Source organism: Pseudarthrobacter sp. PvP004 (genome assembly GCF_017876035.1).
GTDB classification, from domain to species: domain Bacteria; phylum Actinomycetota; class Actinomycetes; order Actinomycetales; family Micrococcaceae; genus Arthrobacter; species Arthrobacter aurescens_A.
The window spans coordinates 3,650,033-3,675,097 of the sequence record NZ_JAGINL010000001.1 but is presented as its reverse complement, the minus strand read 5'-3'; the positions used below and the strand labels follow the sequence as shown (position 1 = coordinate 3,675,097).

Below are 25,065 nucleotides of genomic sequence, written 5' to 3'. Positions count from 1 at the left end.
CACCACAGGCGCGGCAAAGGGTGACGGACTGCATACACCGGCAGTTTGCGGTCCGGTCTCTCCCGTCCGGTTCTACAAGGAGTCATCCTTGGCGGTGAGGTTGCGGGGATCGCTGCCAACGAAGCTTCCCGGCGGCATCGCCGCTCCGAAAACGGGGCCCGGCTCCGGGCGCTTGGGGTGCCGCCCGTCGCCGGCGTTTCGCTGTGTCAGGCGACGCACAACCCACGGGAAGAGGTGTTCACGAGCCCATACCATGTCACCTGCGCGTGCCTCACGCCAGTTCCGCTCGGGCAGGGCTTTCGGGGTCAATGGTTCCAGGGAGTGCGGAACATTGAGGGTGTCCAGCACCATGATGGCAATGGTGTGCTGGCCCAGCGGAGAAAAATGCAGCCGGTCCGCATCCCACATGCGCGGATCCGTCAGCTGGCGCAGTGCCCAAAGGTCCGCGATCAGGGCATCATGCCGGGCCGCAATGACCCGGATGTTCTCGTTGTAGATCGCCACCTTTCCGCGGGCCAAGCCCAGCACCGGGGTAGCGCCCCAGTCCGGGCCGGTAAAGAGCACGATTGTGGCGCCGGTCCTGGCGAGACTTTCCACGCCTGCATCCAACTCAAGGGCAAGTTTGTCCGGATCGCTCCTGTGGAAGAGCAGGTCATTGCCGCCGGCGTTGAGGGTGATCAGATCAGGTTGCAGCTCGATGGCCGGCCCCAGCTGCTCTTCCAGGATCTGGTGCAGCAGCCGTCCACTGATGGCCAGGTTGGCATAGGCGAAATCCTGGTGACCCGTGCTCAGCTCTTCGGCAACCCGATCCGCCCAACCGCGGAGGCCACCGGGGCTGCGCGGTTCAGGATCGCCCAAACCTTCGGTGAACGAATCGCCCAAAGCCACATAACGGCTCCACGGGTGCAGGCCAGCCCCGAAGCTACCGGAACCGCCCTGCGCCATTCCGTTGGCACTGTGGGCGTTCATCTCCCCATAGTGCGCTTACTGAACGCGCGGCGCCATGGATGGCCTGGTTGGATCCACTATTCGACGACGACGGCGAGGGGTCCGGTGATGCTCGTCAGGTCTGTGGCGTTGGTGTCGCCCGGGCCGCTTGCGTCCAGCGCACCGCCGGTGGGTGGGCGGCTTTGTGCGCGCTTTGGGTGTCCCTCCCATCGCCTACGATGACAGCACCGGCGAAGGAGAAAACATGGGCGCTATGGATGAGCTGATCGATTCCAGTGTGGTGACCGAACTGCGGTCCATCCTCATGGGCTCCGGGCCTGGCGTTGACCTGCCAACCCTGGAGCGTTCACGCCCGTCCCTTGACGGGGAACGTCTCCGGCAACGCGTGGATATCGTGAGGGACGCGCTGCTCCAAGACCTTCCGGCAGGCTGCTCCTCGGTTGAGCGGATCTTTCTCGATGCTCTCGACGACCCACGGTTTACAGGATGGATGCTCTGGCCGGTTTCCGAAGTGGTGACCGGCAGGGCGCTCCAATCCGGGGCACTCGCCGACTTCGACGCCGCACTCGCGGTGCTTTCCCGCCTGACTGTCCGGCTCACGGGAGAGTTCGCCATCCGCGACCTCATCGCTGCCCGGCCGGAGCGGGCCATCGCGACCATGCAAAGCTGGACGAACCACCATGACCACAACGTCCGCCGACTCGCAACAGAGGGCTCCCGCGCCTACCTGCCATGGGCCAAGAGAGTGCCGTGGCTGGTGGCCAATCCAGCGGCAACGCAGGGGATCCTCGATGCCACCTACCAGGACGATGCCGATTATGTTCGACGATCCGCGGCAAACCATCTCAACGATCTGAGCCGGATTGATCCACTGCTGGTGGTGGCCACGGCGCGCCGCTGGTCAGGGAACCCGGATGCCACCACGGCAAGGGTTATTCGCCACGGACTCAGGACCCTGGTCAAGCAAGGCAATCCCGAGGCACTGGCACTCCTCGGCTACTCGGGTGGCCGACTCGTGGTCATGGAGCCCCGAATCCTCCACCCGGCCATCGCGTGGGACGGAACCGTGGAATTTACAGCGGAGATAGAGAATAAGGGCTCCCAGCCCGCCACGGCAGCCATTGACTATTCCATCGGTTTCCAGCGTTTCAACGGCACGGTAAGCGCCAAAACCTTCAAGCTCACATCCCGCCGGATTGCGCCCGGTGAAACCGTCACTGTCTCAAAAAAGCACTCCTTCCGCCCCATCACCACCCGGACCTACTATCCTGGGCAGCACTACGTGGTAGTCCAGGCAAATGGCATCGCATCGGTGCCTGCGAACTTCGTCGTGAACAAGAAGGAGCCCGGCTGACGTCAGGCACCCATCAGCCGCTGCATCTGCGCGCCCGCATCACTCCCGGGCGCCGGCGTGTAGACCACGATGTGCAGGTCCGGCCGGTCCGATGGCGACACCTGGTGGTGCTCCATCTGCAGTACGCCGACCGCCGGGTGGTGAAACTGACGCTCGCGGGATTCGAAGCCCAGGATGTCGTACCTGTCCCAGCTTTCCTGGAACTCCCTACTGGCTTCCTTGAGCCGCTCTACTTGGTATTCGACGTCGGGATCGCCCAGCCGCTGGCCTGTTTCGGCCCTGAACTCAGCCAGGAACCTCTTGCTGGTGACGTCCCAGTCGGGCAGCAGGTCGCGGATGTACGGATCGGTGAAGACGAGCCACAGGAGGTTCCGGTCCGAGGCATTGAAGGTGCCGATGTTGGGGTACAGGGCCTCGTAGGCGCGATTCCAGCCGGCAATGCCCCAGTCCGGGGACAGCGCATAAGAAGGGTTGGGGTCCAGGGCATCCAGCAGGCGCTGGACATGGGCTGGCGCATCGGCGGCCACCGGTCCTTTAGGCGGAGCAGACGAGTAGCCGCCCAAGGAGAGCACGTAGCTCAGCCCGGTATCGGACAAGTGCAGGGCCCGCGCTATGGACTCAAGGACCTGCCGTGACGGACTGATATCCCGGCCCTGCTCAAGCCACGTGTACCACGTGACGCTGACCCCTGAGAGGAACGCGATCTCTTCCCGGCGGAGGCCGCGCTCGCGGGATCGGCCTACCGGCGGCAGGCCGTAGTCCGAACGCAGGGCCTGGGTGCGGCGGGTCCGGAGGAAAAGCCCCAGTTCCTTACGCCTCTCATCTTTCACGCATCCAACACTATTACTCTGGTACTTTCACTACTAGTAGCCACACCGTCTTCCACCCGCCGTAGAACAACAGCAGGATGGTATTCATGCCTGCACTACGCTCACGAACAGTTACCCACGGCCGCAACATGGCTGGCGCACGCGCACTGCTGCGCGCCTCCGGCGTCGCTAACACGGACATCGGCAAGCCGATCATCGCCGTGGCCAACTCCTTCACCGAATTCGTCCCCGGCCACACCCACCTCGCCCCTGTGGGCCGGATCGTCTCCGACGCGATCCTCGCCGCAGGCGCTGTGCCGCGCGAATTCAACACCATCGCCGTGGACGACGGCATCGCCATGGGCCACTCCGGCATGCTTTACTCGCTGCCGTCCCGTGACCTGATCGCCGACTCCGTTGAGTACATGGTCAACGCACACTGCGCCGATGCCTTGGTGTGCATCTCCAACTGCGACAAGATCACCCCGGGCATGCTCATGGCCGCCCTGCGCCTGAACATCCCCGTGGTGTTCGTTTCCGGCGGCCCCATGGAGGCCGGCCGCGTGACCCTGACCGACGGCTCCGTGCGCTCCCTTGACCTGGTGAACGCGATTGCCGACGCGGTGGACGAATCCATCTCCGATGAAGACATCAACCTCATCGAAGAGAACGCCTGCCCCACCTGTGGTTCCTGCTCGGGTATGTTCACCGCCAACTCCATGAACTGCCTCGCCGAGGCCATCGGCCTCGCCCTGCCGGGCAACGGCTCCGTTCTGGCGACCCACACCGCGCGCAAGGCGCTGTACGAGAAAGCCGGCGCCACCGTCGTCGAGCTCGTCAAGCGCTATTACGACGGCGACGACCACTCCGTGCTGCCGCGCTCCATCGCCACCGCTGAGGCCTTTGACAACGCCATGGCCCTGGACATCTCCATGGGCGGCTCCACCAACACCATCCTCCACCTGCTGGCTGCGGCCCAGGAAGCCGGGGTGGAGTACGGCCTGGCCGAGATGGATGCCAAGTCCCGCCAGGTGCCCTGCCTGGCCAAGGTGGCCCCGAACGTCGCCGGGGACAAGACCTATTACATGGAGGACGTGCACCGCGCCGGCGGCATCCCGGCGCTGCTGGGTGAGTTGAACCGCGGCGGCCTCCTGCACAAGAACGTCCACTCGGTGCACTCCAACGACCTGGACGGTTGGTTGGACGACTGGGACATCCGCGGCGGCAAGGCCACCGAGGAAGCACAGGCGCTGTGGCACGCGGCTCCCGGTGGCGTCCGCTCTTCCACCGCGTTTTCGCAGTCGAACGAGTGGACCTCCCTGGACACCGACGCGGAGGGCGGCTGCATCCGTTCCGTGGAGCACGCCTTCTCCAAGGACGGCGGCCTGGCTGTGCTGCGCGGCAATGTGGCAGTGGACGGCGCCGTGGTGAAGACCGCAGGCGTGGACGAGTCCATCTGGATCTTCGAAGGCCCGGCAGTTGTGTGCGAGTCTCAGGACGAAGCCGTGGAAAAGATCCTCAACAAGACGGTCAAGGAAGGCGACGTGGTGGTCATCCGCTACGAAGGCCCCAGGGGCGGCCCGGGCATGCAGGAAATGCTGTACCCAACGAGCTTCCTCAAGGGCCGCGGCCTGGGCAAGAAGTGCGCCCTCATCACGGACGGCCGCTTCTCCGGCGGAACCTCCGGCCTGTCGATCGGGCACATCTCCCCGGAGGCTGCCTCGGGCGGCGCCATCGCACTGGTGGAAAACGGCGACATCATCAGCATCGACATCACTACACGCTCCCTCAATTTGCAGGTCTCCGACGAGATCCTCGCCGAACGCCGCGAAAAACTGGAAGTCAATGGCGGCTACAAGCCCAAGAATCGTGACCGCCAGGTCTCTCCTGCCCTGCGCGCTTACGCCGCCATGGCACTGTCCGCGGACAAGGGTGCTGTACGTGACGTCTCCCTGGTGGAAAACCTCTAAGGCTGCTGCTTGCCTTGAGAGTCCCGCAGCCGGGACTCGCCCTCCGCATAGATGTCCAGTAGTTGGCGGGCGTGCTCACCTTCGGCGCCTTCTTGGGCGAGCGCGGAGCGCATGCCCTCCAACTTCTCTGCTCCGGCAGGGAAGGGCGGGAGTAGCGGGATGTCGGGATCGGTCAGGACTTCAATGACAGCCGGACGATCCGCGGACAAAGCGTAGTCCCAAGCGTCGCCGAGCTTGGCGGGGTCTTCCACCCGGATTCCCGCCAAGCCCAGCAGCTCCGCATAGGCCGCGTAGGGGAAGTCGGGGATTTCCTGGCTAGCGGTGAACCTGGGCTCGGCTTCGGTCTCGCGCTGTTCCCAGGAAACCTCGGCGAGGTCTCGGTTGTTGAAAACGCAGACGACGAAGCGGGGGTCCGTCCAGTCGCGCCAGCGGTGCGCCACCGTGATGAGTTCCGCGACGCCCAGCATCTGCATGCCGCCATCCCCGGCCAGCGCTACCAACGGCTGGTCAGGATGCGCGAGCTTCGCCGCCAACCCGTAGGGGATGGCACATCCCATGCTGGCGAGCGTGCCGCTCAGGTGAGCCGGGACTCCGCGCGGAAGGATCAACTGGCGGGCGTACCAGTAAACGCAACTGCCGACGTCGATACTCACCTGGGCGTTGTCGGGGAGCCGGCCGTTGAGCTCCCGCACCACCAGTTCCGGATTCACGGGCTCGGCGGGGACGTTGGCGCGCTCCTCTGAAAGGCGACGCCACGCGCGGACTTGGTCTTCGACGTCGGAACGCCACTGGGTGCGTGATGGCTGGTTTCGTGATGCCAGGCGCTGGTTCAGTGCGGTCAGGGTCTCTGCCGCGTCGCCCACCAAGCCCACCTCAACGGGGTATCGGTTGGCGATCTTGCGGCCATCGATGTCGATTTGCACAGCCTTAGCGGTGCCGGGCTTCGGATAGAACTCGGTCCAGGGATCGTTGGACCCGATGATGAGCAGGGTGTCGCAGTTCTCGAGCAGAAACGCACTGGCAGTCGTGCCGAGGTGGCCCATGGTGCCGACAGAAAAAGGGAGGGTCTCGTCGACGTAAGGCTTGCCGAGCAGGCTGGTGGTGATTCCGGCGTCGAGCTTTTCGGCCAGCGCCGCAACTTCTTCTTGAGCTCCACGGGCACCTTGCCCAACGAACAGCGCGATCCGTTCACCTGTGGCGAGGATGTCCGCTGCGGCATCCAGCTCTTCCTCGCGGGGCATGACCCGGGCCGGATGCCAGACGGGAGCGGTAACCACTATTCCGTGTTCCTGCTTGAGCTCGGGGGCTTCGGCGGTCTGGATATCGTGGGGCACAATGACAACGCAAGGGGACCGGGTCTCCAGTGCCGTGCGGAACGCGCGATCGATCAGCATGGGGACCTGCTCGGGTGAGCTCGCCAACTGTGCGAACTGGGCTGCGACATCTTTGAAGAGCGTCAGCAGGTCAATCTCCTGCATGTAAGCCGAGCCCAGGACCGTGGTGCTCTGCTGGCCGATGATGGCCACCAACGGGACGCTGTCCATCTTGGCGTCGTAGAGGCCGTTGAGCAGATGGACGGCGCCGGGGCCTTGGGTGGATGTCACGACGCCGACGCCGTCCGTGTACTTGCCATGCCCCACCGCCATGAAAGCCGCTGCTTCCTCGTGCCTCGCCTGGACAAACTCGATCTTGTCTTCGGCGCGGCTGAGGGCGCCCATGAAACCGTTGATGCCATCACCGCTGTAACCGAAGACGCGCTCAACGCCCCACGCTTGGAGGCGTTCGGCAATGAGGTCCGAAACCGTTCGCTGGGTCATGCCTGGCTCCTCGTCAGTAGTTGTGTACCGCTGGACCATAGTAAGCATGCTTAGTTATGCGGCACGCGGGGGTGTAGGTGCGTTGGGCCGGTTTCCCGGCAATGGGTGACGGAAAGCGGAACACTTCCTACCATTAGGCTCATGGAAACCACCGGAAGTGCCGAACACATCAGAAGCCTGCACGAGCTGGTGGTTGGCAGCTCCGACATCCACGGGATCTTGAACGGTGTGACCGGCTTCGCCTGCGATGCGATGAGCAAGGTGGCCGGCGAGAACATCGACTGCGCCCTGACCTTGCGCCGGCGCAAGCGAACCGCCACCGTCGCCGGCAGCAGCGAGAGGGCAGTTCAACTGGACATGATTGAACAGGGACTTGGGGAAGGTCCCTGCCTGGAAGCCTTGGATGTTGGCCATCCGGTGCTGCTGGCTGATGTTGCCACCGACACCAACTGGCCGCGTTACAGCGCCGCCTTGGCGGCTGAAGGCATCCACAGTGCCTTGGGGGTACCCATGGACTTGGGTGAAACATCCCAAGCGGTCATCAACTTCTTCGCACCCACAGCAGGTACCTTCACGGAGGCCGTGATTGCTGAAGCCGCCGCGTTCGCTGACGTTGCCGGGAGTACATTGCGCCTGGCCATCAGAATCGAAACCGTGGAGCAGCTCAACGCCGACCTGAAAACGGCCATGTCCTCCAGAACAGTCATCGACCTCGCCTGCGGAGTCATCATGGCCCAGAACCGTTGCAGCCAGGACGAGGCGTTCGAGTTTCTCACCAAGGCCTCAAGCCACAGAAACAAGAAACTTCACGCCGTTGCATCGGACATCATCGCCCACCTCACGGGCGGCTCCGACAATCATCTGCGCTTCGAGGACTGAACTCCACAATCTGCCCACGCTCGCGCGGCCCGAGGACGCCGGTCCTCGGGCCAAAGTTCCAGGCTGGTGCTGTGACGCCGGGCCAGCCGCGAGTAACCCACGACGGCGGCAGCTGACCTTAAGCAGCCTCGTCGCCAAGGGTGAGCGGCGGCGGCAGGCGCGTCGCACCGCCGTCGGGCTTCTTTTGCTTCACGTCGGTCTTCCTGCCGGGCTTGTTGCGCCCCAGGAACAGTGTGGCCAGTGGTGCAAGCAGCAGGAGCAAGCTAACGGTGGCCGCCCCTGCGACTCCAGTCAAGAAGACCAAGCCGACCATTATCAGAAGGTGGATGTCCGAAGCCTCCGTGAATGCTGGGACGGCGAGACCTAGGGGTAACTTCACGATTTGCTCCTGCGAGGCGTCAGTTGCTCATTTTCTCTTACTACTCATGAGTGTTCTGAGAGGGGGAAAAGTGTCGGCGATTAAGGAGGCGATTCTGGTGGATGTCTGCGGCTCGAACCCCTCGGACAGGGCCGGGCACTCGCCGTGAAGTATCAGAAAAGCAGTGGCAGAAAATAATTCTCCCAACTCCGCGTCACGTTTCCGCAGGTCAAAGCACCTATCCAGTGCCCATGTCGTTGAACCGCGTACTGCGCCGTTGCCCTTTTCGGCTGCGTTGCGGTTCATCGACGGAGTTAGCAGCGATGGGTGTGGCGGGTTCTGGGGCCCGCCCGGGGCGCCATCGCTGCGTAAACGGGCTAGTGCGGTCGGTCGTCTGAGTCGCGACCGGCCGCACGATCATGTGAACGCCAACAGATGGTGGCAGGCAGAGCTGTCCGAACTCTGGTGAATCTTGGAGAACTAGACCTAAGCTGACCGCATGGCGCAGACTCGCATTTTCCGCACTGTTTCCCTGGCGTTCGTTGCGGCAGCCCTTCTGGCCGGCTGCGCGGGAAGCGGCACCAGTCCTTTCGTCGGTGTGTGGGGTGACACCAGCGACACCAAGCAACCCTCCCTTGACCTAAAGTCAGATGGCAGTGTGTCTGGAACCGACGGCTGCAACAGGCTCATGGGGTCCTGGACAGAGGACGGGAAAACTATCGCGTTCGGAGGTTTCGCGTCCACCCGGATGGCCTGCGAGGGTGTTGACACGTGGCTTTCCAATGCCGCCACAGCAAAGATCCAGGAAGACGGAAAGCTGGCGGTGTTCGGTCAAGGGGGAGCCCAGATCGGCACGCTCGCGGGCAAATAGCGGTCCTCAGTAGAAGTATTTCGGCGGATCCGGGGGGCACCTGTGGTGAATTCAAATGTTGAGGGCGTGGAACAGTCAGTTTCCACGGGAACACTGCCGGGCTGGGAGCAGGTTGATTCGCTGGTAGCCGCCTCTCATGACCGGAATCGTGGGTGCAAGGACGGTGTGGTGGCGGATTACATTCCTGTCTTGGCCCAAGCCGATCCTGAACTCTTCGGCGTCTGTGTGGTGGAAGTGGACGGTGGAGTGCATGTGACCGGCGATGCCGACGTGGAGTTTTCCATTCAATCCATCTCCAAGGCCTTCGTGTATGCCTTGGTCTGCGAGGAATTCGGGCATGCGGCCATGGCTGACCTAGTGGGGGTGAACAACACCGGCCTCGCGTTCAACTCCGTGATTGCCATCGAGCTCAATGACGGGCACCCCATGAACCCCATGGTGAATGCCGGTGCGCTGGCCACCACGGCCCTGATGCCCGGGAGTGCGCCTGACAAGCAGTGGGACGCCATACACTCAGGACTATCCGCTTTCGCAGGCCGGGACTTGGTGCTGGATGAGGAGGTCTACCGGTCCGAGGCTGCCACCAACACCCGCAACCGCGCCATTGCTCGGCTCTTGGAAAGCTACGGCAGGATCGGGCGCGACCCGCTGGAAGTGGTGGACGTCTACACCAAGCAATGCTCACTGCGGGTCAGCGCCCGCGATCTGGCCATCATGGGCGCCACACTTGCCGATGGCGGGGTCAACCCGGTCACTGGCAAGAGGGTGGTTTCAGCCGAAGTATGCCGGGACACCCTCGCGGTTCTTGCGGCCAACGGGCTGTATGAAAGGTCAGGGGAATGGCTGTTTGAGATCGGGCTCCCAGGTAAGTCCGGAGTGTCCGGCGGACTGCTCACGGTCTCGCCCGGCAAAGCCGGAATCGGAGCCTTTTCACCACGGCTCGATCCTGCGGGGAACAGCGTCCGCGGCCAACAGGCCACCGCGTATCTCTCCCGCGTCCTGGGCTTGAATATCTTCGCGTCCCAAGCGTACGCACCGAGTGAAAGCCGCGGCTATTGAGCTACTTGGCGATAGCCCGCATGGTGTTGTTCCGCTTCTCGTGGGTGAGCTCAGCCAGGCCGAGGGCTTCGAGCAGCGGCGGCATGTACATTCCAAACCGGCCCCGGTAGCCCTTGCGGAGTCCGTACCAACCGCCCACGGGGTTGTCCTCGCTCCGGCCCCACGCCTCTACTGTTCCCGGGGCAGCATCCTTGCCTTCATCGGCGGCACCGAGGGGAACCCAATCACCCTGCTCCAGCAGCCATGCGTGCAGGTCCTCAATGGCACGTAGTTGGTACAGAAGTTTGGTGGATCCCACTTGGCAAACAATCGCCGGGGGATCCGCGGCTTCGTCCTTGTACATGGTGTAGTCGGACGATCCTGGGGGAGTTGTGAGCTGCCAAGGATCATCTTTGGTACCAGCGGCCATGGGGGAGTCCTTTCTGCGATATGGCACACGCTACACAGAGTCAGGTTGTGTGTCTGCAGATTCTGAAGCCATGGTGGTGGAGGTCAAGGGGTTCTCGATCTCATCGCTCATCATCCGGGCCGCAAAGAGAGCCACAAAAGCCATGATGGGACACACCAAACCGGCGACGAAGAAGATGACCCAGATGGGAACCACCTCGGCAACAGGTCCGGCGAGTGCCATGGATACCGGCATCAGGGCCAGCGAAACGAAGAAGTCCAGGCTCGATATGCGGCCCAGCAAATGCCGTGGCACTCGCCGTTGCAGCAGCGTCCCCCAGATCACCATGCCCACTCCTTCGGTGGCACCGAAGATCAGCATGGCGGCACCGAGCACCCAAAAGTTGTCCATGAATCCGATCGCAGCTACCGGCAGGCTGCCCAGTCCCCACGTCACCACCATCACCGTCAGGTAGCGCCGGGGGAGGCGGACCGTTGCAGTGGCCAGCGCAGCGGCGGCACTTCCCACCCCCATGACAGCCAGCAGAAAACCGAACGTCCGGGAATCGCCACCCAACTGATCGCGGACAACGAACGGCAGCAGGACCTCGATGGGTCCGATCAGGAACAGCACGGACAGGCACGCCCAAATCAGGGTCCAAAGAAGCCAAGGTGTGCGGATGGTGTAGCTGAATCCCTCCCGGAGATCCTTAAAGAGGGAGGACTTGCGCGAGGCCGGAGCGCCCGTAACAGCATTGTCCGGACCAGTGTCAGCCAAGCCGGGATCATCAGGCCGTTGACGGCTCAGGAGGTTCACGATCCCGAACGCCAGCAAATGACACACAGCCACACCAGCCACGGCATGGGCCGGGGACAGCACCGCCACCAAGATCCCCGCGAGAGCCGGACCGGCCGCCTGCTGCAATACCGGCCGCACGGTTCCTTCCAGGCCATTAGCGGCCAGAAGATCGTCGGCAGGGAGGATGCGCGGAAGCATGGCCGAGTAGGCGGGGAAGAAGAACGCCTGGCCCACACCTAGAACGAACGCGCCGATGGCCAGATGCCACAGTTGAAGGACATTGAACATGGCAAGTGCCGTGATGGTGGCGATGACTGCCAGGTTGGCGCCCTCCACTGCGATGATCAGGAGCCTTTGCGGGAAACGGTCGGCCGCGATGCCGCCCGCCAGCACAAAGCCCACCAGTCCGATGCTGGCCGCGGTGGCAACCAAGGACAGTTCCAGCGGGCCGCCACCAAGGTGGATCACCTCATAGACCATCGCCACTGCCCACATGCCGGATCCAAAGATGGAGATGGACAGCGCAGAAATCAGCACCCGGAATTCGCGGTGTGCAAAGGGCCGCAGCGCTCTCAACGAGGCCATCCCACTAGCCTAAACCGGGGGGTTGACGCTGTGGAAGGTGCGCTGGCGCTCTGCACCTTGCGCTGGCGCTCTGCACCTTGCGCTTGCGCTCTGCCCCTTGCGCTGGCGCTCTGCACCTTGCGCTGGCGCGGTGGCCGGCTGACCGGAACGAAGTCCGGGAGGAATCTAAGTTATGAAGCGCCCGACGGCGGCACGTCGTCGTCGTCGATGTCCGGACCTTCAGCTGCGTCCTGGCTGTGGATGCCGGTATCGTGCGAAACCCAGCCTTCCGTTTCACCCTCCGCCGGAGCGTCTGTGTGGTGTCGGATGACATGCTCGGTTTTGTTTGTCGCCTTCATTACGGATACTCCCTGTCCTTGCATGGACTGCTTCCGTGAGTGCATCCAAGTCTACGCCGAGGCGCGCCCGTTGTGGGCTCCGCTCTGCGCGGAATACTGTCCACATACGCCCATGAACGGCTCTCGCAAGGCGGGGGCGTGGCATAGGCTGAAGCAAGCAGTTCCCCGTGAAACGACTAACTGCCAAGGAGATGTGAAGATGCCCAAGCGCCCCAACCCGGCGGTGAAGATCGCCCAGGAAACAGCCCACAACGCAGTGTTTGACGCCGAAGGCAACGCCAAGCCCGGAGTGCACAATGTGCTTCTGAGGGCTGTCGAAGTCCAGCGACCCCTGGTCCTGGCCAACCTTCGCAGGCTTCAACGCAGGCACCCCCATGATTCACCGGCGCAGCTGGCCGCCAAACTGGAGCGCCACTACCTGCTGGCCATCTCCGGCGGGGGTGCAGCGGTGGGCGCCACCGCCGTCGTGCCTGGTATCGGAACCGCGGCATCGCTGGGACTTTCCGCGCTCGCAACCGTGGGCTTCCTGGAGACCACCGCGCTGTATGCGTCGTCATTGGCGGAGTTGCACGGCATCCGGCTGACTGACCCTGTCCGCGCGCAGACCATGGTCATGGCCATCATGCTGGGCGAGGAAGGCACGTCCATGCTGGGTGCCCTGAGTGGGCAGTCGCTGGGGCGCAGCAAGGGCGTGACCAATGCGTGGGGTCGGACGCTTACCAAGAAAATTCCCGGAAGTGGCTTCGGTGTCATCCGCGATTCCATCCAACGCGCGTTCCTGAAGAACCTCCTCAAGCGGCAAGGGACCGCGTTCCTGGGCCGCGCTCTGCCGTTCGGCGTCGGCGCGGTGGTAGGTGGTGCAGGCAACCTGATGATGGGCCGTGCAGTGGTGTCCACTGCCAAGGAAGCGTTCGGCCCGCTGCCGGACACTGTTCCTGGCGAACTGCTTCCGAACGCTCCAAAGAATGTTTTGAACAACCCAACGCTGGAAGGCGGTAACAGTGGACCTGAACGCTGACCTCGGGGAGTCTTTCGGCTCTTGGACCATGGGAGACGACGCCTCGATGTTCCGCATCGTGAGCAGCGCCAACGTGGCCTGCGGCTTCCACGCCGGTGATCCCCTCACCATGCTGGACAGCTGCCGTGCGGCGTTCGAACTGGATGTCCGTGTCGGTGCCCATGTGGGCTACCGGGACCTCGCAGGCTTCGGCCGGCGCTCACTGGACATGACCTTTGACGAGTTGTTCGGCGACGTTCTCTACCAACTTGGCGCCCTGGACGGCATGGCCCACGCGGTGGGAGCATCGGTGGATTACGTGAAGCCCCACGGTGCGCTCTACAACAGGATCGTCCGGGACGCTGAGCAGGCAGAAGCCGTAGTGGCTGCCGTGCACGCTTACGATCCCGGGCTGCCCGTGCTTGGCCTGCCGGGATCGGCGTGGCTGACGCTCGCCGAGGAATCCGGGCACCCGGTGTTCCGCGAAGCGTTCGTGGACCGGGCCTACCTACCGGACGGAACACTGGTGCCCCGCACCCAGGAAGGCGCCGTCCTGCAGGACCCGGCAGCCGTCGTGGCCCAGGCCGTGCGGCTGGCAACGCGCAAGGAAGTGCTGGCCATCGATGGAACCGTGGTGCCAGTACAGGCTGACTCGTTGTGCATCCACGGCGATACGCCCGGTGCGGTGAACATGGCTGCTGCGGTGAGGGAAGGCCTTGAACAGGCCGGCGTCCAGATCGAAGCGTTCGCTTAACTCTGTGTTCGGGGAGGCCTGATGGGTGCGGTAGTGGTGGAGCCGGGATCGAGCTCCATGGTTCTCGGTCCTGAGCAAGTACTGGACCGCGCGTCCATGCATCTGGCCAATGGCCTGCTGGGTAACCCGGACTCTGCAGCCGGACTTGAGGTGCTGTTGGGCGGGCTGAAGCTGAGATTCGTGTCGGGCTCGGCCGTTGCGGTCACCGGCGCCGAAGGCATGGTGACGCTCAACGGCACCGAACTTCCTCTGAACAAAGCCGTTCGCGTCCCACCGGGAGCAGTGCTCGAGCTTGGCCCTGCCATGTTTGGTATTCGCTATTACCTGGCGGTCCAAGGCGGAATATCTGCGCAAGGAGAGGCCGCGCAAGGAGAGGCAATACGCGCCGGAGCGGCCCTGACCTTCGGGCGGCCCAATAATCATGGTTCCCCGGAGGTGAACCACCCTGCCCGGCGCGCTTTGGACCCCGAACGTCCAGTGGTTGCGAGGGTTTCGCGCGGGCCTCAGGCGCAGAATGACGACGCCGGCACGTGGCTTCGGTTGACCAGCGAACCGTGGATTCTCTCGCCCGAGTCGGACCGCGCAGGCGCGCGGCTGGTGGGCCGGCCGCTTGACGTGACCTCCGCTCCAATACCCCAAGCTCAACCGCTGGTATCAGGCTCTGTCCTGTTGCCGTCGTCGGGCCTGCCGGTCATCGCCTTGGCTGGCCACCCGGTCACTTCGCAGTCGCCGGTGATCGCCGTGGTGCGCGATGAAGACCTTGACGTGCTCGGTCAAGCGAGGCCGGGGCAGATGGTGCATCTGCTGGGCTGAGCCGACAAGGAACGCTGTGATGCGGCGCCAATCATTAACTGAGTCAATACAGTGCGAATCGCAGGGGCCGATTTTCTCAAGAATGGCACTTCATGAGAAAACTCAGCCCCTGCGTTTCTCAGCTAGCCGCTGCAGTTGCCAGGAATGCACATCGGCCATCCAATACAGGGGTGCCGCCGGGCCTACGCGTGGGTCCTGCGGATCACGGCCATCCTGCAGGGCCTGCACATACGCCCGATCCAAGGTGATGCGTTCCAGCAATTGCTCACTTCCGCCCACCGAACCGTGTCCGGGGACCACGGCAAAAACATCGCCGGCCGCGGCTTCGAACTGCTGCAACGCTTCGAGGTAGTCAGAGAGCGGATCAGCCGCCTCCACGTCGAGGAACGGTATCAGGGTGTCCGAAAGCATGTCACCGGCCACGAGGACGCCGCTTTCTTCGACCAAGAGTCCTGCGTGGCCTGGGGCGTGGGCTTGATGCTCCAGAACGCGAACTATGGGTCCATCCCAGGGAATCTCATCCGCCCCGGCGCGTAAGCCGGTGATGAGCCCCAGCAGATCCATCGGAATCTGCTCGGCATACTCCGGCGGCAGTCCCTCAGCCACTTGGTCCGTCCAGTCCGGCTGGGACAGGACACCCCGGATGGACGCCGCGCAGCGCGCTGTGCCATACCGCGGCGGATCACCGAAGTCCGGGTGCCACAGCACGTGATCCCAATCAGGGTGCGTGGAGAATCCTGCCACCACCGGTTGGCCCAACCGCTGAAGGTCCTCAGCGATGCCCGCCATCTCGTTGACCGTGATGCCGGGGTCGATCAGCAACACTCCGTCCCGGCCCTGTACCACCGTGCAGTTGCTCTGGATGAACTCGCTCTCGTGAACCAGAACGCCTTCAGCGACTTGCTTCAGCATGGCTGTGACTCCCGTTAGAGTTTCTGCGCCAGCATGACCAGGATCCCGCTGGGACCGCGAAGATACGTCAACTTGTAAACGTCCTGATAGTTCGCCACACCGCGGAGCGGGTGGCATCCGTGCTTGGCGGCGATCTCAAGGGCGTGGTCGATGTCGTCAACCGAGAACGCGACGCGGTGCATTCCGATCTCGTTGGGAAGGGTTGGGTTCGTCTCGATCGCGTCAGGGTGGATGTACTCGAAGAGCTCAAGCTGGCCATTGCCATCCGGGGTTTGGAGCACCGCGATTTTTGCGTGGTTGCCATCCAGCCCCACAGCGGTGTCGGCCCACTCACCACTGACGGTGTCCCGGCCCACGACCGTGAGGCCGAGATCCGTAAAGAAGGCGATGGTTTCTTCGAGATCCCGGACCGCGATACCGACGTTCTCAAGTTTGATAGGCATGCGTTTGAAGGTACCAAGGGGGACTGAATAGCTCTAGCGTCTAGCCAAACAGCAGATGCGCCACGGTGAAGATCGCCAACCCGGCCAGCGCGCCCACCACGGTTCCGTTGATGCGGATGTACTGGAGATCCTTGCCCACCTGAAGCTCGATCTTCTGGGACGTTTCCTCGGCATCCCAGCGGGCTACGGTATCGGAGATGACGCCGGCGATGTCCGAACGGTACGTGTTCACCAGGTACCCGGCGGCATCGCCAATCCAGGTGTTGATCTTGCCGGCCAATTCGTCGTCGTTGACCAGGCGCGTACCGAAGTCACGGACGGCGCTCTTGAAACGCTGGCTCAGTTCGCTGTCGGGATCGTCGACGGCGTTGAGCAGCGCATTCTTCACCGTTCCCCATGTGCGGGACGCCAGTTCGCGGACCTCGGGGTCGCCGAGGATTTGGGCCTTGATGGATTCGGCGCGCTCGATCATGGCGGGATCGTGTTGCAGGTCCTGGGCAAGATCAGTGAGGTAGGCGTCGATTGACTGCCTCACCTGGTGGTTCTGGTCCGCCTGTACTGCTCGAACAAATTTGGAGAGTTCCACGTACACGCGGTCACCCACCAGGCCATCCACGAACGTCGGCACCCACAGAGGGGAGCGATCCGAGACGAGCCTGTTCACAGTTGCGTGGTTGGCATCTACCCAGTCGGCTGCACGGTCAACCAGGAGGTCAACCAGGGTGTGGTGGTGGCCGTCGGCGAAGATCCGTTCGGCCATCCGGCCTACAGGCGGTCCCCACGGCGGGGTGAGCAGGTGCTTGCGGACCATGCCTTCGATGACAGCCTGCACGTCGTCGTCGTTCAGTACCGTGAAGGCGCCTCGAATCACCGCGCCGCCTTCCTTGGCCACGCGCTCTGCACCGCCTGGGGCCGACAACCACCGGCCTGCCTTGCGGGCAATGTCGATGCTCGCCAACTTGTCCTGCACAACCTCCTGGGACAGGAAGTTGCTCTCCACGAAGTCGCTGAGCGATTCACCGATCTGGTCCTTGCGACGCGGAATGATGGCTGTGTGGGGGATTTTCAGACCCATGGGGTACTTGAACAGTGCGGTGACAGCGAACCAGTCGGCCAGTGCGCCCACCATGCCGCCTTCGGCCGCCGCCCGGACGTATTCCAGCCACGGGTACTGCTTCTGGAACGCGAACGCCACCGTGAAGATCACCGCCATCGCGATCAGCAGCGCCAGGGCCAACCGTTTCATGCGGAGCAACGCTGCCGCTTTTTCCATGTCGCCAGCGGACAGTTCGACGACGGCGGAACGGCCGCGTGCGGGTGCGGAACCTGCCGTGGAATTGGGGTTGGTGACGTCTTCGGTTGGGATTTGTTCAGAGTTCACCTGCATTAGCCCAGCGTAGCCCCCGAGCGTCCAGCAGGGTGGGCTAACGTGTCTGCATGACTAGCGACGACTTCGCCCCGAGCCGGCCCAAGGTCTACGCCCACCGCGGCGCCAGTGCCGCCTTTGCCGAGCACACCCGTGCCGCCTATCTGAAGGCCATTGCCGATGGTGCCGACGGTGTGGAATGCGATGTGCACCTGACCCGGGACCAGCATCTTGTCCTGCTGCACGACGCCGATCTGGACCGCACCTCCACCGGCACGGGTCCGGTTGGTGAGCACACCCTTGAGGAGCTCCGTGCTTTGGACTTTTCTTCATGGAAGGGCGCCCGCATTCCCGAAGCCTACGGGGGAGTGTCTGATCAGTTCCTGACGTTGCCCGACTTGCTGGACATCCTGCGGGGAGCTGGACGCGAGATTGGCCTGGCCATTGAACTCAAGCACCCGAGTCCCTATGGCCTCAAGCTCGAGGAGCGCGTGTTGGCCCTGCTTCATGAGGAAGGGTGGACGCCGGAGGAGTCCCGGCTGGATAACATCCTGGTTTCCTTCATGAGCTTCGACTCGGACTCGGTGCAACGCCTTTTGGAGACCGTTCCCGGAAAGCACATCTGCCAGTTGGTGGACAACTTCACCGCGAAGGAGATCCGCCAGGAGTTCGGTCTGGGCTTCTTCACCGGCGGGGCAGTGGCCAACGTCTTGAGGGCAACTCAACTGGATGCCGAACGCGTCCTGGATGAAGGTCAGGTAGGAATTGCCGGCCCTGGCATTGAATACGTCAGGGAGCATGCACGCAACGTTCAGCGCTGGTTGGAGGCTGGCCGGATCTTCCGGGTGTGGACCGTTGATTCGGAGAAGGACGTGGCCCTGTGCCAAGGCCTGGGCATCCATGAAATCACCACCAACAAGCCGGCGCAGGTGCTGGCGCAGCTGATGGTGTCCAACTAGGTCAACGTGGGCTCGGCTTTGGGGGTCACCTTGCTTGTGATTGAGTGGTCTCATGTCTTTTCGCTGGTCAGCACAAGCAACCCAAGCCACCTCCGCAGTCGCTTTGAGCGCCCTTCTTCTGGCCAGCGCCGCGAAGCACTTCCGTACGCCCACGTTCTATTTCCCGGTGGTTCCGGATTACTTGTGCCGCAAGGATGAGCCTGGCAGCCGTCCGAACGGCCCGCTGGCAGTCATGTCCCGCGAGGAATGGGTTGCGTCGTCGGGACTGCTTGAGGTGACTGCCGCCGTCGGACTTCTGATCCCCGCTACCCGTAGGGTTGCTGCGGACGCTACTACGGCGATGTTCGCTGCATTCCTTGCGGGGCATATAGATGCCTTGCGACGTGCCTATGGTCCCAAGGGCTCAGCCACGGAACGACGCATCCACACCGTCCGCCTGCCCCTTCAGATTCCGCTCATCCTCTGGTCCTGGAGCCTGCGGAAATGAGCGGCAGCCCTGCCGCTACGAGACTCAGGGAATCTCCGGCATTCAAAGTGGCGCTGTCCCTGAGCATTGCCACGGGCCTGTACGGCGTGTCCTTCGGTGCCTTGTCCGTGGCGTCCGGTTTCGATTTTTGGCAAACCATGGTGTTGAGCCTCCTCCTGTTCAGCGGAGGTTCGCAGTTCGCCTTCATCGGCGTAGTGGCCGGAGGCGGCTCCGGGGTGGCGGCGATGACAGCCAGTGCGCTGCTGGGTCTCCGCAACGGCATATATAGCATGCAGATCAATGCCATGCTTCGCCCCGGTGGGTGGAAGCGTTACCTTTCCGCGCATGTAACCATCGATGAATCAACGGCGACGGCGTCCGGCCAGTCGGATCCCGACGAGCAACGTCGCGGCTTCTGGACAGCAGGAATAGGCATATTCATCCTGTGGAATATTTTCACGGCCATTGGTGCTCTGGCCGGCGATGCCATGGGTGATCCCAAGCAATGGGGTTTGGATGGCGCTGCCGTTGCGGCGTTCCTGGCTCTGCTGTGGCCGCGACTGAAGGGCCGCGAACCTTGGGCCATCGCCGCCGCCTGTGCACTGGCCACGATCCTGGCCGTGCCGTTTGTTCCCTCCGGAGTTCCCATCCTGGTGGCCGCCGTAGTGGCAGGCGTCATTGGCTGGTTCAGCCACGCACGCATGGATGAAGGACTGGAACCGGACGTTGATCCCTACGCGGAGAAGCACCAGCGCGGACACGGAGGCAAGAAATGAACCTCTGGCTGTGGATCCTCATTGCGTGTGCGCTGGCGTATCTGACCAAGCTGGTGGGCTATTTCGTGCCGGCCAAGCTGCTGGAAAGCCCGAGGATCATGCACGTCGCCGGCACCATGACCATTGGCCTGCTGGCGTCCTTGACCGTGGTGAACGCCGTCGCGTCAGGGCAAGGCTTGGTCCTCGATGCCCGCATCGGCGCCTTGGTTGCTGCCGCCGTCGCACTGTGGCTGCGCGCCCCGTTCCTCGTGGTGGTGATTTCAGGCGCAGCAGCTGCAGCATTGCTTCGGCTGCTGGGTTGGGGCTAAGAACTACACGGCCTCAGTAAACGTCATCCCCGGGATGCCCGACTGCTCCGGCAGCGGCCGGGAGGGGCGCTCCGTCCGGATGGCATCCTCGATCAGCGCCACAGGACGCTTCCATGCTTCAGATCCCGGCTCCATGGTGTCCACGGAACCGATGAGCATGGCCACCAAACGGACCATGTCCTCGATGGTGATGTCGCGTCGCAGGGAGCCTTGCCCCTGGCCGCGCTCCAGGAGAGTGGCCATGGAGCCGATGAGGCCACCGGTGATGCCCACCAGGAGTCCGCGTCGTCCCGCGACGGCGTCCAGAAGGTTCGCGTCGTCGCTGGCAACCTTCATCACGGCGTCGATGACGTTAGTCAATCCTTCGGCGGCGTCCATGCCGTCGAGGGCAGCCTCAGCCACCGGGTCCACGTGCAACCGGAGCTGACGTGACAGTGCTGCGAGCACCAGTTGCTCTTTGTCCGAGAAGTTGCGGAACAGCGTCGCGGGGCCAACTCCAGCGGTGGCGGCGATGGTCTGAAGGGGTACCTCGGGGCCATGTTCCCGGAAGCACTGCCGTGCGGCGGTGATGATCTTGTCCACATTGCGTGCGGCGTCTGCCCTGAGGGGCTTGCGTTCAGAGGGCTGTTCCATGCTTGTCAGGGTAGCAATGGAGGCGTGCCGGCCCGTTGTTACGCGGGAGTACGTTGTTATATGACAAACCAGTACATGAAACACTGGATTTCATGTTGCTTGCATTTTCAGTCGCCCCTTCGGGCCAGCCCGCTTCCGCCGCCAACGGGGGGCCAACCCCTGACGCCTCCGTGCACGACGCCGTCGCTGCTGCGGTCAAGATTGTCCGCGAGTCCGGTCTGCCCAACCAGACGGACTCCATGTTCACCACCATCGAGGGCGAATGGGACGAGGTGTTCGACGTCGTCAAGCGCGCCACCGAGGCAGTTGGCCGCTACGGCAGCCGCGTCTCCCTGGTCATCAAGGCTGACATCCGTCCCGGGTACAGCGGTGAGCTGACCGGCAAGGTGGAGCGGCTCGAAGACGCCATTTCCGCTACGGAGTAGTTCCTTCCCCCGGGCTGCGGTGAGTGCAAGACTGGGGCCCATGATTGAACACGTGACCGAGCCCGGTTGGGTTGACGTCGAGCGTTACCTGACTGACGTCGTCGTGCGTCCTGATCCTGCCCATAAGCGCGCCCTGACATCCGCCGTCGAGGCCGACATGCCGGCCATCGAAGTGGCCCCCAACGCCGGCAAGCTGCTGCGGATGCTCGTGCAGATGTCTGGTGCGAGGCGGGTGCTGGAGGTGGGAACCTTGGCCGGGTTCAGCAGCATCTGGATGGCGCAAGGACTGCCCGACGACGGCAGGATAGTCACGTGCGAATTCCTCCAGAAGCACGCGGACGTGGCGCGCGCCAACGTGGATGCCGCCGGCGTCGGACACAAGGTGGACATCAGGGTAGGTGCTGCCTTGGACACGCTTCCAACGTTGGTGGGCCAGGAATCGTTCGACTTCGTGTTCATTGACGCTGACAAGGAAAACGACTCCAACTACCTCGACTGGGCCATCAGGCTGGGCCACCCGGGCACCGTGATCGTGGTGGACAACGTTATCTGGGACGGCGCCATCCTGGAGCCCGAGCGGGATGAGGTGAATGCGCCCGGAATCGTGGCCATGCTGGAAAAGATGGGCCAGGACCCGCGCCTCGATGCCACCGCCATCCAGACGGTAGGAAGCAAGGGCTGGGACGGCTTCGCGATTGCCAGGGTGCGGTAGCGGATGGATTTCACGATTCGCCCGGCAACGGTGGACGACGCCGAGGCCATGGCCCTCATGCATGTCCAGTCGTGGAAGGAGAGCTACGGGCACCTCCTGCCTCCGGAGTTCTTCGAGAAACAGGAAGCTGCGCTGCCCGACCGCATCGAACGGTACCGGGCGTTCATCGCTGCGGGGCACACCCGGATGTTGGCACACGATCCCGACGGTCACTTGGTGGGCCTCGGCGCGGCAGGCCCCGGACAGGACGAAGACGGTCCGTGCGAACGGGAGCTTTACATGCTCTACACCTTGGAGCATGTCCATGGCCGGGGTGTAGGTCAGGCGCTGGTAGATGCGCTGATCGGCGACGGGCCGGCATACTTGTGGGTGCTCGATGACAATCCCCGGGCCGAGGCTTTCTATCGTCGAAACGGTTTTGTACCGGACGGCAAACGGCAGCTCTGCGACCCTTCCTGGTACTCGCTGCCCGAACATCGGATGGTGCGTCCCGCCGTCGGGCTTTAGCGGTTTTCAGTGCGCGCAAGCTGTTCCCACGGATGATTCATATCGATATGGTGATCACGGGCGGTCTCGGTGCAGAACGCCCGGGAAGCAGGCGCCGAAATCGGAGCCTGGTTACGCCATTAGATTCTCGGGAGGAAGCATGACTAATCCAGAGCAGGATCCAAGCCAGCAGGAAGGCCCGGCAGACGGCGGCGCGGCCGGCGTCCCGGGCACACACGACGGCGGTGCTGACGGGGGCGCCGACGGTGGCGCAGACGGTGGCGCAGACTCCGGCGCTGAAGGCCCCGCTGACGGTGGCGCAGCCGGCACCCCAGGTGTCCACGACGGCGGTGCAGACGGCGGTGCCGATGGTGGCGCTGATGGTGGTGCCGATGGTGGCGCGGATGGTGGTGCCGACGGCGGCGCTGAGCAAAAAGGCAGCTAAGTTTGAGCTCTACCAGCACTGATTTCCAAGACCTCGGCGCTGTGAAGGACGCCGGGGTCTTGGAAACACGCCTGATTGACATCGGCTATGAGAAGTTCGCCAGCGACGTCTGGGGGCGTACTGCGCTGCTCACCCGTGGAGTGGGCGACTTCTCCGATTTGTTCTCAGCCGACGCCGTCGACGAGTTGATTTCGCGTCGCGGACTGCGGACGCCTTTCCTGCGCGTCGCCAAGGGCGGCTCGACTCTTCCCGAGTCCTCGTTCACGTCGCCGGCAGGCGTTGGCGCCACTATCTCCGACCAGCTGGACGACACCCAGCTCTGGCGCAAGTTCGCCGACGGCGCCACCTTGGTTCTCCAAGCGCTGCATCGCACATGGGAGCCAGTGTCCAGCTTCAGCACGCAGCTGAGCACTGAGCTCGGACATCCCGTGCAGGCCAATGCTTACATCACTCCGCCCCAGAACCGTGGTTTCGACGACCATTACGACGTCCACGACGTCTTCGTCCTGCAGATCGAAGGAACGAAGCGCTGGATCATCCATGAGCCGGTCCACGTGGACCCGCTGCGTAGCCAGCCGTGGACCGATCGCCGCTCCGCCGTCGCCGAGGCAGCTCAAGGCAAGGCTTACATCGATACCGTCCTCGAGCCCGGCGATGTCCTCTACCTGCCGCGTGGCTGGCTGCATGCCGCCGAGGCGCAGGGGAAGGTTTCGATCCACCTCACCTTGGGAGTCCACAGCTGGACCCGCCATGCGCTGGCCGAACACCTGGCACAGGCCGCGCTTGCAGCGCTGTGCGACGATCCCGAGGTGCGCCGGTCCTTGCCGTTGGGCGTGGATGGACCTGATGAGGAGATCGCCGCTGTCCGTGAACGCCTCGCCGCAGCCGTCTTGGAGGCGGACACTACGTCCCTTTTTCATCGCACCCGGAGGGGACAGGGACGCCCGGCCCCGCTTGGTCCGGTGGCCCAACTCGCGGCTCTCGATGGCCTGGGCCCGGAGTCGCTGGTGCGGCTTCGGGAGGCATTGGAAGCGCGGCTTGAAGGATCACGCTTGACTACTCGCGTGGGCTGGCTCGACTTCCCCGAGGCAAATCTGCCCTCCGTAAGGCGCCTGCTGGACGGCGAGGCTCACCTCGCGTCTGATCTTGGCGTTGAACTGGTCGAAAGGTTGTTACGCGCTGGAGTTCTCGTCACCGCTGAACTGTGACCATCAACAGTGACAACCTCATCGCTTCCCACACCAGGCTTCTTTTGCGCGGATAGCGCCCGGATTCGCGGCGACTCGATGGCAGGCACGGCGTCACCCGGCTTGGTCTGGGTCCTCGTAGAGTACCGGGGCGGGTGGCCGCCCAACGGCTTCGACGGCCTTGATCTGGAGGCCGGGACCAAGGCCCTTGTACTCTCCGCAGCTCGGACGGCGGGTGCCCGGGTTCTCTTGGTGCGGCGGCCCGGTCCCCGCCGACGCCACGGTCCGAACAGTTGGGCCGTAGTGCGCCATCACAGCTCGGGCGCCTATCAGCAGCTGTGGGGAACGTGGGACCGGGATGAGGATTTGGCCGACATCGTTACCGCTTTGGCATCCCCCGGAAAGCCCGGATTTCCGCCGGTCATCCTGATCTGCGCTCATGGTCGGCATGACCCTTGCTGCGCGGTGCGGGGCCGGCCCGTGGGACGTGCACTGGGCGAGCGTTGGCCGGAGCTGGTCTGGGAGTGCTCCCACGTTGGCGGGGACAGGTTCGCAGCCAACGCCGTAGTGGTTCCCGACGGCGTGTACTACGGCGGGCTCGATGCCCAGTCCTCAGTCGCCACCATTGAAGAACACCTCGCCGGACGCATCCACGCAGGGTATCTGCGCGGATATACGGATCTGTCCCCACTGCAACAAGCCGCCGTCGCGGCCGTGCTCGAGCGGTTCGGTCCTGCCGGCCGCCATGACTATCTGGTCACGGAGACTTTGCACGAGGGCGACCACTGGCGTATCCACATCACCGGCAACCCGCCACACCCGGCGCATATCGATGTGGAACTGCAGCCCCGCCGCTCACCGCAGTGTCAGCTGACCTGCCTGGCGCCGGCCGAGGGCTCGGTCCTGGTCTACGAACCCACGTCCATCCGCAGGACCTGACTCTTGCGGACTGCCGATACGAGACGCCAGGCTTTAGCGCGATTCAGAGTCTTCGGGCTGGTCCATGTCGAGTGGTGAGTCGATGAGGCTTGGCGGCTTGGGCACTCGGGCCAGCAGGAGGCAGACGACGGTCAGCCATGCCACTGCGACGGTCAATACCTCCGCCCACACCAATTCACCAAGCTCCATGATGTGATCTTATGGCGCAAACAGCAAAACTGTAAGCATCCTTACTACTTGTGTGACCGTTCGGAGTAATGCGGCGCTCCA

At 63.5% G+C, this 25,065-nt stretch carries 30 protein-coding genes; 18 read left to right on the top strand and 12 right to left on the bottom strand.

The window, feature by feature from the left end; genetic code table 11:
* Positions 1-72: 72 nt before the first annotated feature.
* Positions 73-969: an SGNH/GDSL hydrolase family protein gene (locus J3A64_RS16575; protein ID WP_014920493.1), complete on the bottom strand. Its 897-nt coding sequence runs from the start codon at positions 967-969 to the stop codon at positions 73-75.
* Between the two features lie 223 nt (positions 970-1,192).
* Here J3A64_RS16575 and J3A64_RS16570 point away from each other — a divergent pair, with 223 nt between their 5' ends.
* Entirely contained in the window at positions 1,193-2,302 is a 1,110-nt protein-coding gene (locus tag J3A64_RS16570) for a hypothetical protein (protein WP_286176372.1), read from the top strand.
* Positions 2,303-2,304: 2 nt separating this feature from the next.
* On the opposite strand, the gene J3A64_RS16565 is transcribed toward J3A64_RS16570, so the two are convergent.
* Positions 2,305-3,132: a helix-turn-helix transcriptional regulator gene (locus J3A64_RS16565; protein WP_014920495.1), complete on the bottom strand. Its 828-nt coding sequence runs from the start codon at positions 3,130-3,132 to the stop codon at positions 2,305-2,307.
* Between the two features lie 86 nt (positions 3,133-3,218).
* Between J3A64_RS16565 and ilvD the strand changes: the two genes are divergently transcribed.
* Positions 3,219-5,081 (top strand): dihydroxy-acid dehydratase, encoded by a 1,863-nt coding sequence (ilvD, locus tag J3A64_RS16560; RefSeq protein WP_011773119.1) that lies wholly within the window; start codon positions 3,219-3,221, stop codon positions 5,079-5,081.
* Here the strand turns inward: ilvD and J3A64_RS16555 are convergent.
* A complete protein-coding gene (locus tag J3A64_RS16555) occupies positions 5,078-6,898 on the bottom strand; it encodes a thiamine pyrophosphate-requiring protein (protein WP_210064965.1) in 1,821 nt (606 codons plus the stop codon). The genes ilvD and J3A64_RS16555 overlap by 4 nt on opposite strands.
* A 141-nt stretch (positions 6,899-7,039) precedes the next feature.
* Between J3A64_RS16555 and J3A64_RS16550 the strand changes: the two genes are divergently transcribed.
* A complete protein-coding gene (locus J3A64_RS16550) occupies positions 7,040-7,777 on the top strand; it encodes a GAF and ANTAR domain-containing protein (protein ID WP_043469656.1) in 738 nt (245 codons plus the stop codon).
* 118 nt (positions 7,778-7,895) lie between these two features.
* Here J3A64_RS16550 and J3A64_RS16545 read toward each other — a convergent pair whose 3' ends face one another.
* Positions 7,896-8,156, bottom strand: a complete 261-nt coding sequence (locus tag J3A64_RS16545; RefSeq protein WP_011773122.1) for a hypothetical protein — start codon at positions 8,154-8,156, stop codon at positions 7,896-7,898.
* 478 nt (positions 8,157-8,634) lie between these two features.
* Here J3A64_RS16545 and J3A64_RS16540 point away from each other — a divergent pair, with 478 nt between their 5' ends.
* Together J3A64_RS16540 and glsA are read left to right on the top strand one after the other, a co-directional pair.
* Positions 8,635-9,006, top strand: a complete 372-nt coding sequence (locus tag J3A64_RS16540) for an META domain-containing protein (RefSeq protein WP_011773123.1) — start codon at positions 8,635-8,637, stop codon at positions 9,004-9,006.
* Between the two features lie 42 nt (positions 9,007-9,048).
* Positions 9,049-10,065 (top strand): glutaminase A, encoded by a 1,017-nt coding sequence (gene glsA / locus J3A64_RS16535; protein WP_210064963.1) that lies wholly within the window; start codon positions 9,049-9,051, stop codon positions 10,063-10,065.
* 1 nt (position 10,066) lies between these two features.
* On the opposite strand, the gene J3A64_RS16530 is transcribed toward glsA, so the two are convergent.
* The 3 genes from J3A64_RS16530 to J3A64_RS16520 form a co-directional block, all read right to left on the bottom strand.
* Entirely contained in the window at positions 10,067-10,474 is a 408-nt protein-coding gene (locus J3A64_RS16530) for a DUF6855 family protein (protein ID WP_011773125.1), read from the bottom strand.
* 30 nt (positions 10,475-10,504) lie between these two features.
* Entirely contained in the window at positions 10,505-11,836 is a 1,332-nt protein-coding gene (locus J3A64_RS16525; protein ID WP_210064961.1) for an MFS transporter, read from the bottom strand.
* A 170-nt stretch (positions 11,837-12,006) separates the two neighbouring features.
* A complete protein-coding gene (locus J3A64_RS16520; protein WP_167532105.1) occupies positions 12,007-12,174 on the bottom strand; it encodes a hypothetical protein in 168 nt (55 codons plus the stop codon).
* A 199-nt stretch (positions 12,175-12,373) separates the two neighbouring features.
* Here J3A64_RS16520 and J3A64_RS16515 point away from each other — a divergent pair, with 199 nt between their 5' ends.
* From J3A64_RS16515 to J3A64_RS16505, 3 genes are read left to right on the top strand one after another with little or no spacing between them, the layout of a single operon-like run.
* Positions 12,374-13,192, top strand: coding sequence for a hypothetical protein (locus J3A64_RS16515; protein ID WP_043805707.1), 819 nt, complete (start codon positions 12,374-12,376; stop codon positions 13,190-13,192).
* A complete protein-coding gene (locus J3A64_RS16510; protein ID WP_011773128.1) occupies positions 13,176-13,925 on the top strand; it encodes a LamB/YcsF family protein in 750 nt (249 codons plus the stop codon). The genes J3A64_RS16515 and J3A64_RS16510 overlap by 17 nt, the downstream gene beginning before the upstream one ends.
* A gap of 21 nt (positions 13,926-13,946) precedes the next feature.
* A complete protein-coding gene (locus J3A64_RS16505; RefSeq protein WP_210064959.1) occupies positions 13,947-14,738 on the top strand; it encodes a biotin-dependent carboxyltransferase family protein in 792 nt (263 codons plus the stop codon).
* A 102-nt stretch (positions 14,739-14,840) separates the two neighbouring features.
* Here J3A64_RS16505 and J3A64_RS16500 read toward each other — a convergent pair whose 3' ends face one another.
* Genes J3A64_RS16500 through J3A64_RS16490 form a run of 3 tightly spaced genes read right to left on the bottom strand, consistent with a single transcriptional unit; the run spans position 14,841 to position 17,480 of the window.
* A complete protein-coding gene (locus J3A64_RS16500) occupies positions 14,841-15,650 on the bottom strand; it encodes an MBL fold metallo-hydrolase (RefSeq protein ID WP_210064957.1) in 810 nt (269 codons plus the stop codon).
* 14 nt (positions 15,651-15,664) lie between these two features.
* Complete coding sequence (locus tag J3A64_RS16495) at positions 15,665-16,093, bottom strand: VOC family protein (RefSeq protein WP_210064955.1); 429 nt, start codon at positions 16,091-16,093, stop codon at positions 15,665-15,667.
* A gap of 40 nt (positions 16,094-16,133) precedes the next feature.
* Positions 16,134-17,480, bottom strand: a complete 1,347-nt coding sequence (locus tag J3A64_RS16490) for a DUF445 domain-containing protein (RefSeq protein WP_011773132.1) — start codon at positions 17,478-17,480, stop codon at positions 16,134-16,136.
* Between the two features lie 50 nt (positions 17,481-17,530).
* On the opposite strand from J3A64_RS16490, the gene J3A64_RS16485 reads away from it, so the two are divergent.
* Genes J3A64_RS16485 through J3A64_RS16470 form a run of 4 tightly spaced genes read left to right on the top strand, consistent with a single transcriptional unit; the run spans position 17,531 to position 19,968 of the window.
* Complete coding sequence (locus J3A64_RS16485; RefSeq protein ID WP_011773133.1) at positions 17,531-18,418, top strand: glycerophosphodiester phosphodiesterase family protein; 888 nt, start codon at positions 17,531-17,533, stop codon at positions 18,416-18,418.
* Positions 18,419-18,470: 52 nt separating this feature from the next.
* A complete protein-coding gene (locus tag J3A64_RS16480) occupies positions 18,471-18,905 on the top strand; it encodes a hypothetical protein (protein WP_210064954.1) in 435 nt (144 codons plus the stop codon).
* Positions 18,902-19,660 (top strand): AzlC family ABC transporter permease, encoded by a 759-nt coding sequence (locus tag J3A64_RS16475; RefSeq protein WP_210064952.1) that lies wholly within the window; start codon positions 18,902-18,904, stop codon positions 19,658-19,660. The genes J3A64_RS16480 and J3A64_RS16475 overlap by 4 nt, the downstream gene beginning before the upstream one ends.
* Positions 19,657-19,968, top strand: a complete 312-nt coding sequence (locus J3A64_RS16470) for an AzlD domain-containing protein (RefSeq protein WP_011773136.1) — start codon at positions 19,657-19,659, stop codon at positions 19,966-19,968. The genes J3A64_RS16475 and J3A64_RS16470 overlap by 4 nt, the downstream gene beginning before the upstream one ends.
* Before the next feature lie 3 nt (positions 19,969-19,971).
* Here the strand turns inward: J3A64_RS16470 and J3A64_RS16465 are convergent, their stop codons facing one another.
* On the bottom strand, positions 19,972-20,601 hold the full coding sequence (locus J3A64_RS16465) for a TetR/AcrR family transcriptional regulator (RefSeq protein WP_014920505.1): 630 nt from the start codon (positions 20,599-20,601) through the stop codon (positions 19,972-19,974).
* Between the two features lie 92 nt (positions 20,602-20,693).
* On the opposite strand from J3A64_RS16465, the gene J3A64_RS16460 reads away from it, so the two are divergent.
* From J3A64_RS16460 to J3A64_RS16435, 6 genes are all read left to right on the top strand, one after another.
* Entirely contained in the window at positions 20,694-21,026 is a 333-nt protein-coding gene (locus J3A64_RS16460) for a thiamine-binding protein (RefSeq protein WP_014920506.1), read from the top strand.
* 40 nt (positions 21,027-21,066) lie between these two features.
* Complete coding sequence (locus J3A64_RS16455; protein ID WP_210064949.1) at positions 21,067-21,738, top strand: O-methyltransferase; 672 nt, start codon at positions 21,067-21,069, stop codon at positions 21,736-21,738.
* Between the two features lie 3 nt (positions 21,739-21,741).
* Positions 21,742-22,245: a GNAT family N-acetyltransferase gene (locus J3A64_RS16450; protein ID WP_210064948.1), complete on the top strand. Its 504-nt coding sequence runs from the start codon at positions 21,742-21,744 to the stop codon at positions 22,243-22,245.
* Positions 22,246-22,384: 139 nt separating this feature from the next.
* Complete coding sequence (locus tag J3A64_RS16445) at positions 22,385-22,669, top strand: hypothetical protein (RefSeq protein WP_210064945.1); 285 nt, start codon at positions 22,385-22,387, stop codon at positions 22,667-22,669.
* Positions 22,670-22,671: 2 nt separating this feature from the next.
* Entirely contained in the window at positions 22,672-23,877 is a 1,206-nt protein-coding gene (locus J3A64_RS16440; protein ID WP_286176371.1) for a JmjC domain-containing protein, read from the top strand.
* A 78-nt stretch (positions 23,878-23,955) separates the two neighbouring features.
* Positions 23,956-24,795, top strand: coding sequence for a sucrase ferredoxin (locus tag J3A64_RS16435; RefSeq protein WP_210066207.1), 840 nt, complete (start codon positions 23,956-23,958; stop codon positions 24,793-24,795).
* Between the two features lie 33 nt (positions 24,796-24,828).
* Here J3A64_RS16435 and J3A64_RS16430 read toward each other — a convergent pair whose 3' ends face one another.
* Positions 24,829-24,984, bottom strand: coding sequence for a hypothetical protein (locus J3A64_RS16430; protein WP_011773143.1), 156 nt, complete (start codon positions 24,982-24,984; stop codon positions 24,829-24,831).
* Positions 24,985-25,065 lie beyond the last annotated feature (81 nt).

What these genes read in the sequence shown, in the direction of transcription:
- J3A64_RS16575 (WP_014920493.1), bottom strand. Translation starts at nt 969, where the DNA reads ATGAACGCCCACAGTGCCAACGGAATGGCGCAGGGCGGTTCCGGTAGC.
- J3A64_RS16570 (WP_286176372.1), top strand. Translation starts at nt 1,193, where the DNA reads ATGGGCGCTATGGATGAGCTGATCGATTCCAGTGTGGTGACCGAACTG.
- ilvD (WP_011773119.1), top strand. Translation starts at nt 3,219, where the DNA reads ATGCCTGCACTACGCTCACGAACAGTTACCCACGGCCGCAACATGGCT.
- J3A64_RS16555 (WP_210064965.1), bottom strand. Translation starts at nt 6,898, where the DNA reads ATGACCCAGCGAACGGTTTCGGACCTCATTGCCGAACGCCTCCAAGCG.
- J3A64_RS16550 (WP_043469656.1), top strand. Translation starts at nt 7,040, where the DNA reads ATGGAAACCACCGGAAGTGCCGAACACATCAGAAGCCTGCACGAGCTG.
- J3A64_RS16540 (WP_011773123.1), top strand. Translation starts at nt 8,635, where the DNA reads ATGGCGCAGACTCGCATTTTCCGCACTGTTTCCCTGGCGTTCGTTGCG.
- J3A64_RS16530 (WP_011773125.1), bottom strand. Translation starts at nt 10,474, where the DNA reads ATGGCCGCTGGTACCAAAGATGATCCTTGGCAGCTCACAACTCCCCCA.
- J3A64_RS16525 (WP_210064961.1), bottom strand. Translation starts at nt 11,836, where the DNA reads ATGGCCTCGTTGAGAGCGCTGCGGCCCTTTGCACACCGCGAATTCCGG.
- J3A64_RS16520 (WP_167532105.1), bottom strand. Translation starts at nt 12,174, where the DNA reads ATGAAGGCGACAAACAAAACCGAGCATGTCATCCGACACCACACAGAC.
- J3A64_RS16515 (WP_043805707.1), top strand. Translation starts at nt 12,374, where the DNA reads ATGCCCAAGCGCCCCAACCCGGCGGTGAAGATCGCCCAGGAAACAGCC.
- J3A64_RS16505 (WP_210064959.1), top strand. Translation starts at nt 13,947, where the DNA reads ATGGGTGCGGTAGTGGTGGAGCCGGGATCGAGCTCCATGGTTCTCGGT.
- J3A64_RS16500 (WP_210064957.1), bottom strand. Translation starts at nt 15,650, where the DNA reads ATGCTGAAGCAAGTCGCTGAAGGCGTTCTGGTTCACGAGAGCGAGTTC.
- J3A64_RS16495 (WP_210064955.1), bottom strand. Translation starts at nt 16,093, where the DNA reads ATGCCTATCAAACTTGAGAACGTCGGTATCGCGGTCCGGGATCTCGAA.
- J3A64_RS16490 (WP_011773132.1), bottom strand. Translation starts at nt 17,480, where the DNA reads ATGCAGGTGAACTCTGAACAAATCCCAACCGAAGACGTCACCAACCCC.
- J3A64_RS16485 (WP_011773133.1), top strand. Translation starts at nt 17,531, where the DNA reads ATGACTAGCGACGACTTCGCCCCGAGCCGGCCCAAGGTCTACGCCCAC.
- J3A64_RS16480 (WP_210064954.1), top strand. Translation starts at nt 18,471, where the DNA reads ATGTCTTTTCGCTGGTCAGCACAAGCAACCCAAGCCACCTCCGCAGTC.
- J3A64_RS16475 (WP_210064952.1), top strand. Translation starts at nt 18,902, where the DNA reads ATGAGCGGCAGCCCTGCCGCTACGAGACTCAGGGAATCTCCGGCATTC.
- J3A64_RS16470 (WP_011773136.1), top strand. Translation starts at nt 19,657, where the DNA reads ATGAACCTCTGGCTGTGGATCCTCATTGCGTGTGCGCTGGCGTATCTG.
- J3A64_RS16465 (WP_014920505.1), bottom strand. Translation starts at nt 20,601, where the DNA reads ATGGAACAGCCCTCTGAACGCAAGCCCCTCAGGGCAGACGCCGCACGC.
- J3A64_RS16460 (WP_014920506.1), top strand. Translation starts at nt 20,694, where the DNA reads ATGTTGCTTGCATTTTCAGTCGCCCCTTCGGGCCAGCCCGCTTCCGCC.
- J3A64_RS16455 (WP_210064949.1), top strand. Translation starts at nt 21,067, where the DNA reads ATGATTGAACACGTGACCGAGCCCGGTTGGGTTGACGTCGAGCGTTAC.
- J3A64_RS16450 (WP_210064948.1), top strand. Translation starts at nt 21,742, where the DNA reads ATGGATTTCACGATTCGCCCGGCAACGGTGGACGACGCCGAGGCCATG.
- J3A64_RS16445 (WP_210064945.1), top strand. Translation starts at nt 22,385, where the DNA reads ATGACTAATCCAGAGCAGGATCCAAGCCAGCAGGAAGGCCCGGCAGAC.
- J3A64_RS16435 (WP_210066207.1), top strand. Translation starts at nt 23,956, where the DNA reads ATGGCAGGCACGGCGTCACCCGGCTTGGTCTGGGTCCTCGTAGAGTAC.
- J3A64_RS16430 (WP_011773143.1), bottom strand. Translation starts at nt 24,984, where the DNA reads ATGGAGCTTGGTGAATTGGTGTGGGCGGAGGTATTGACCGTCGCAGTG.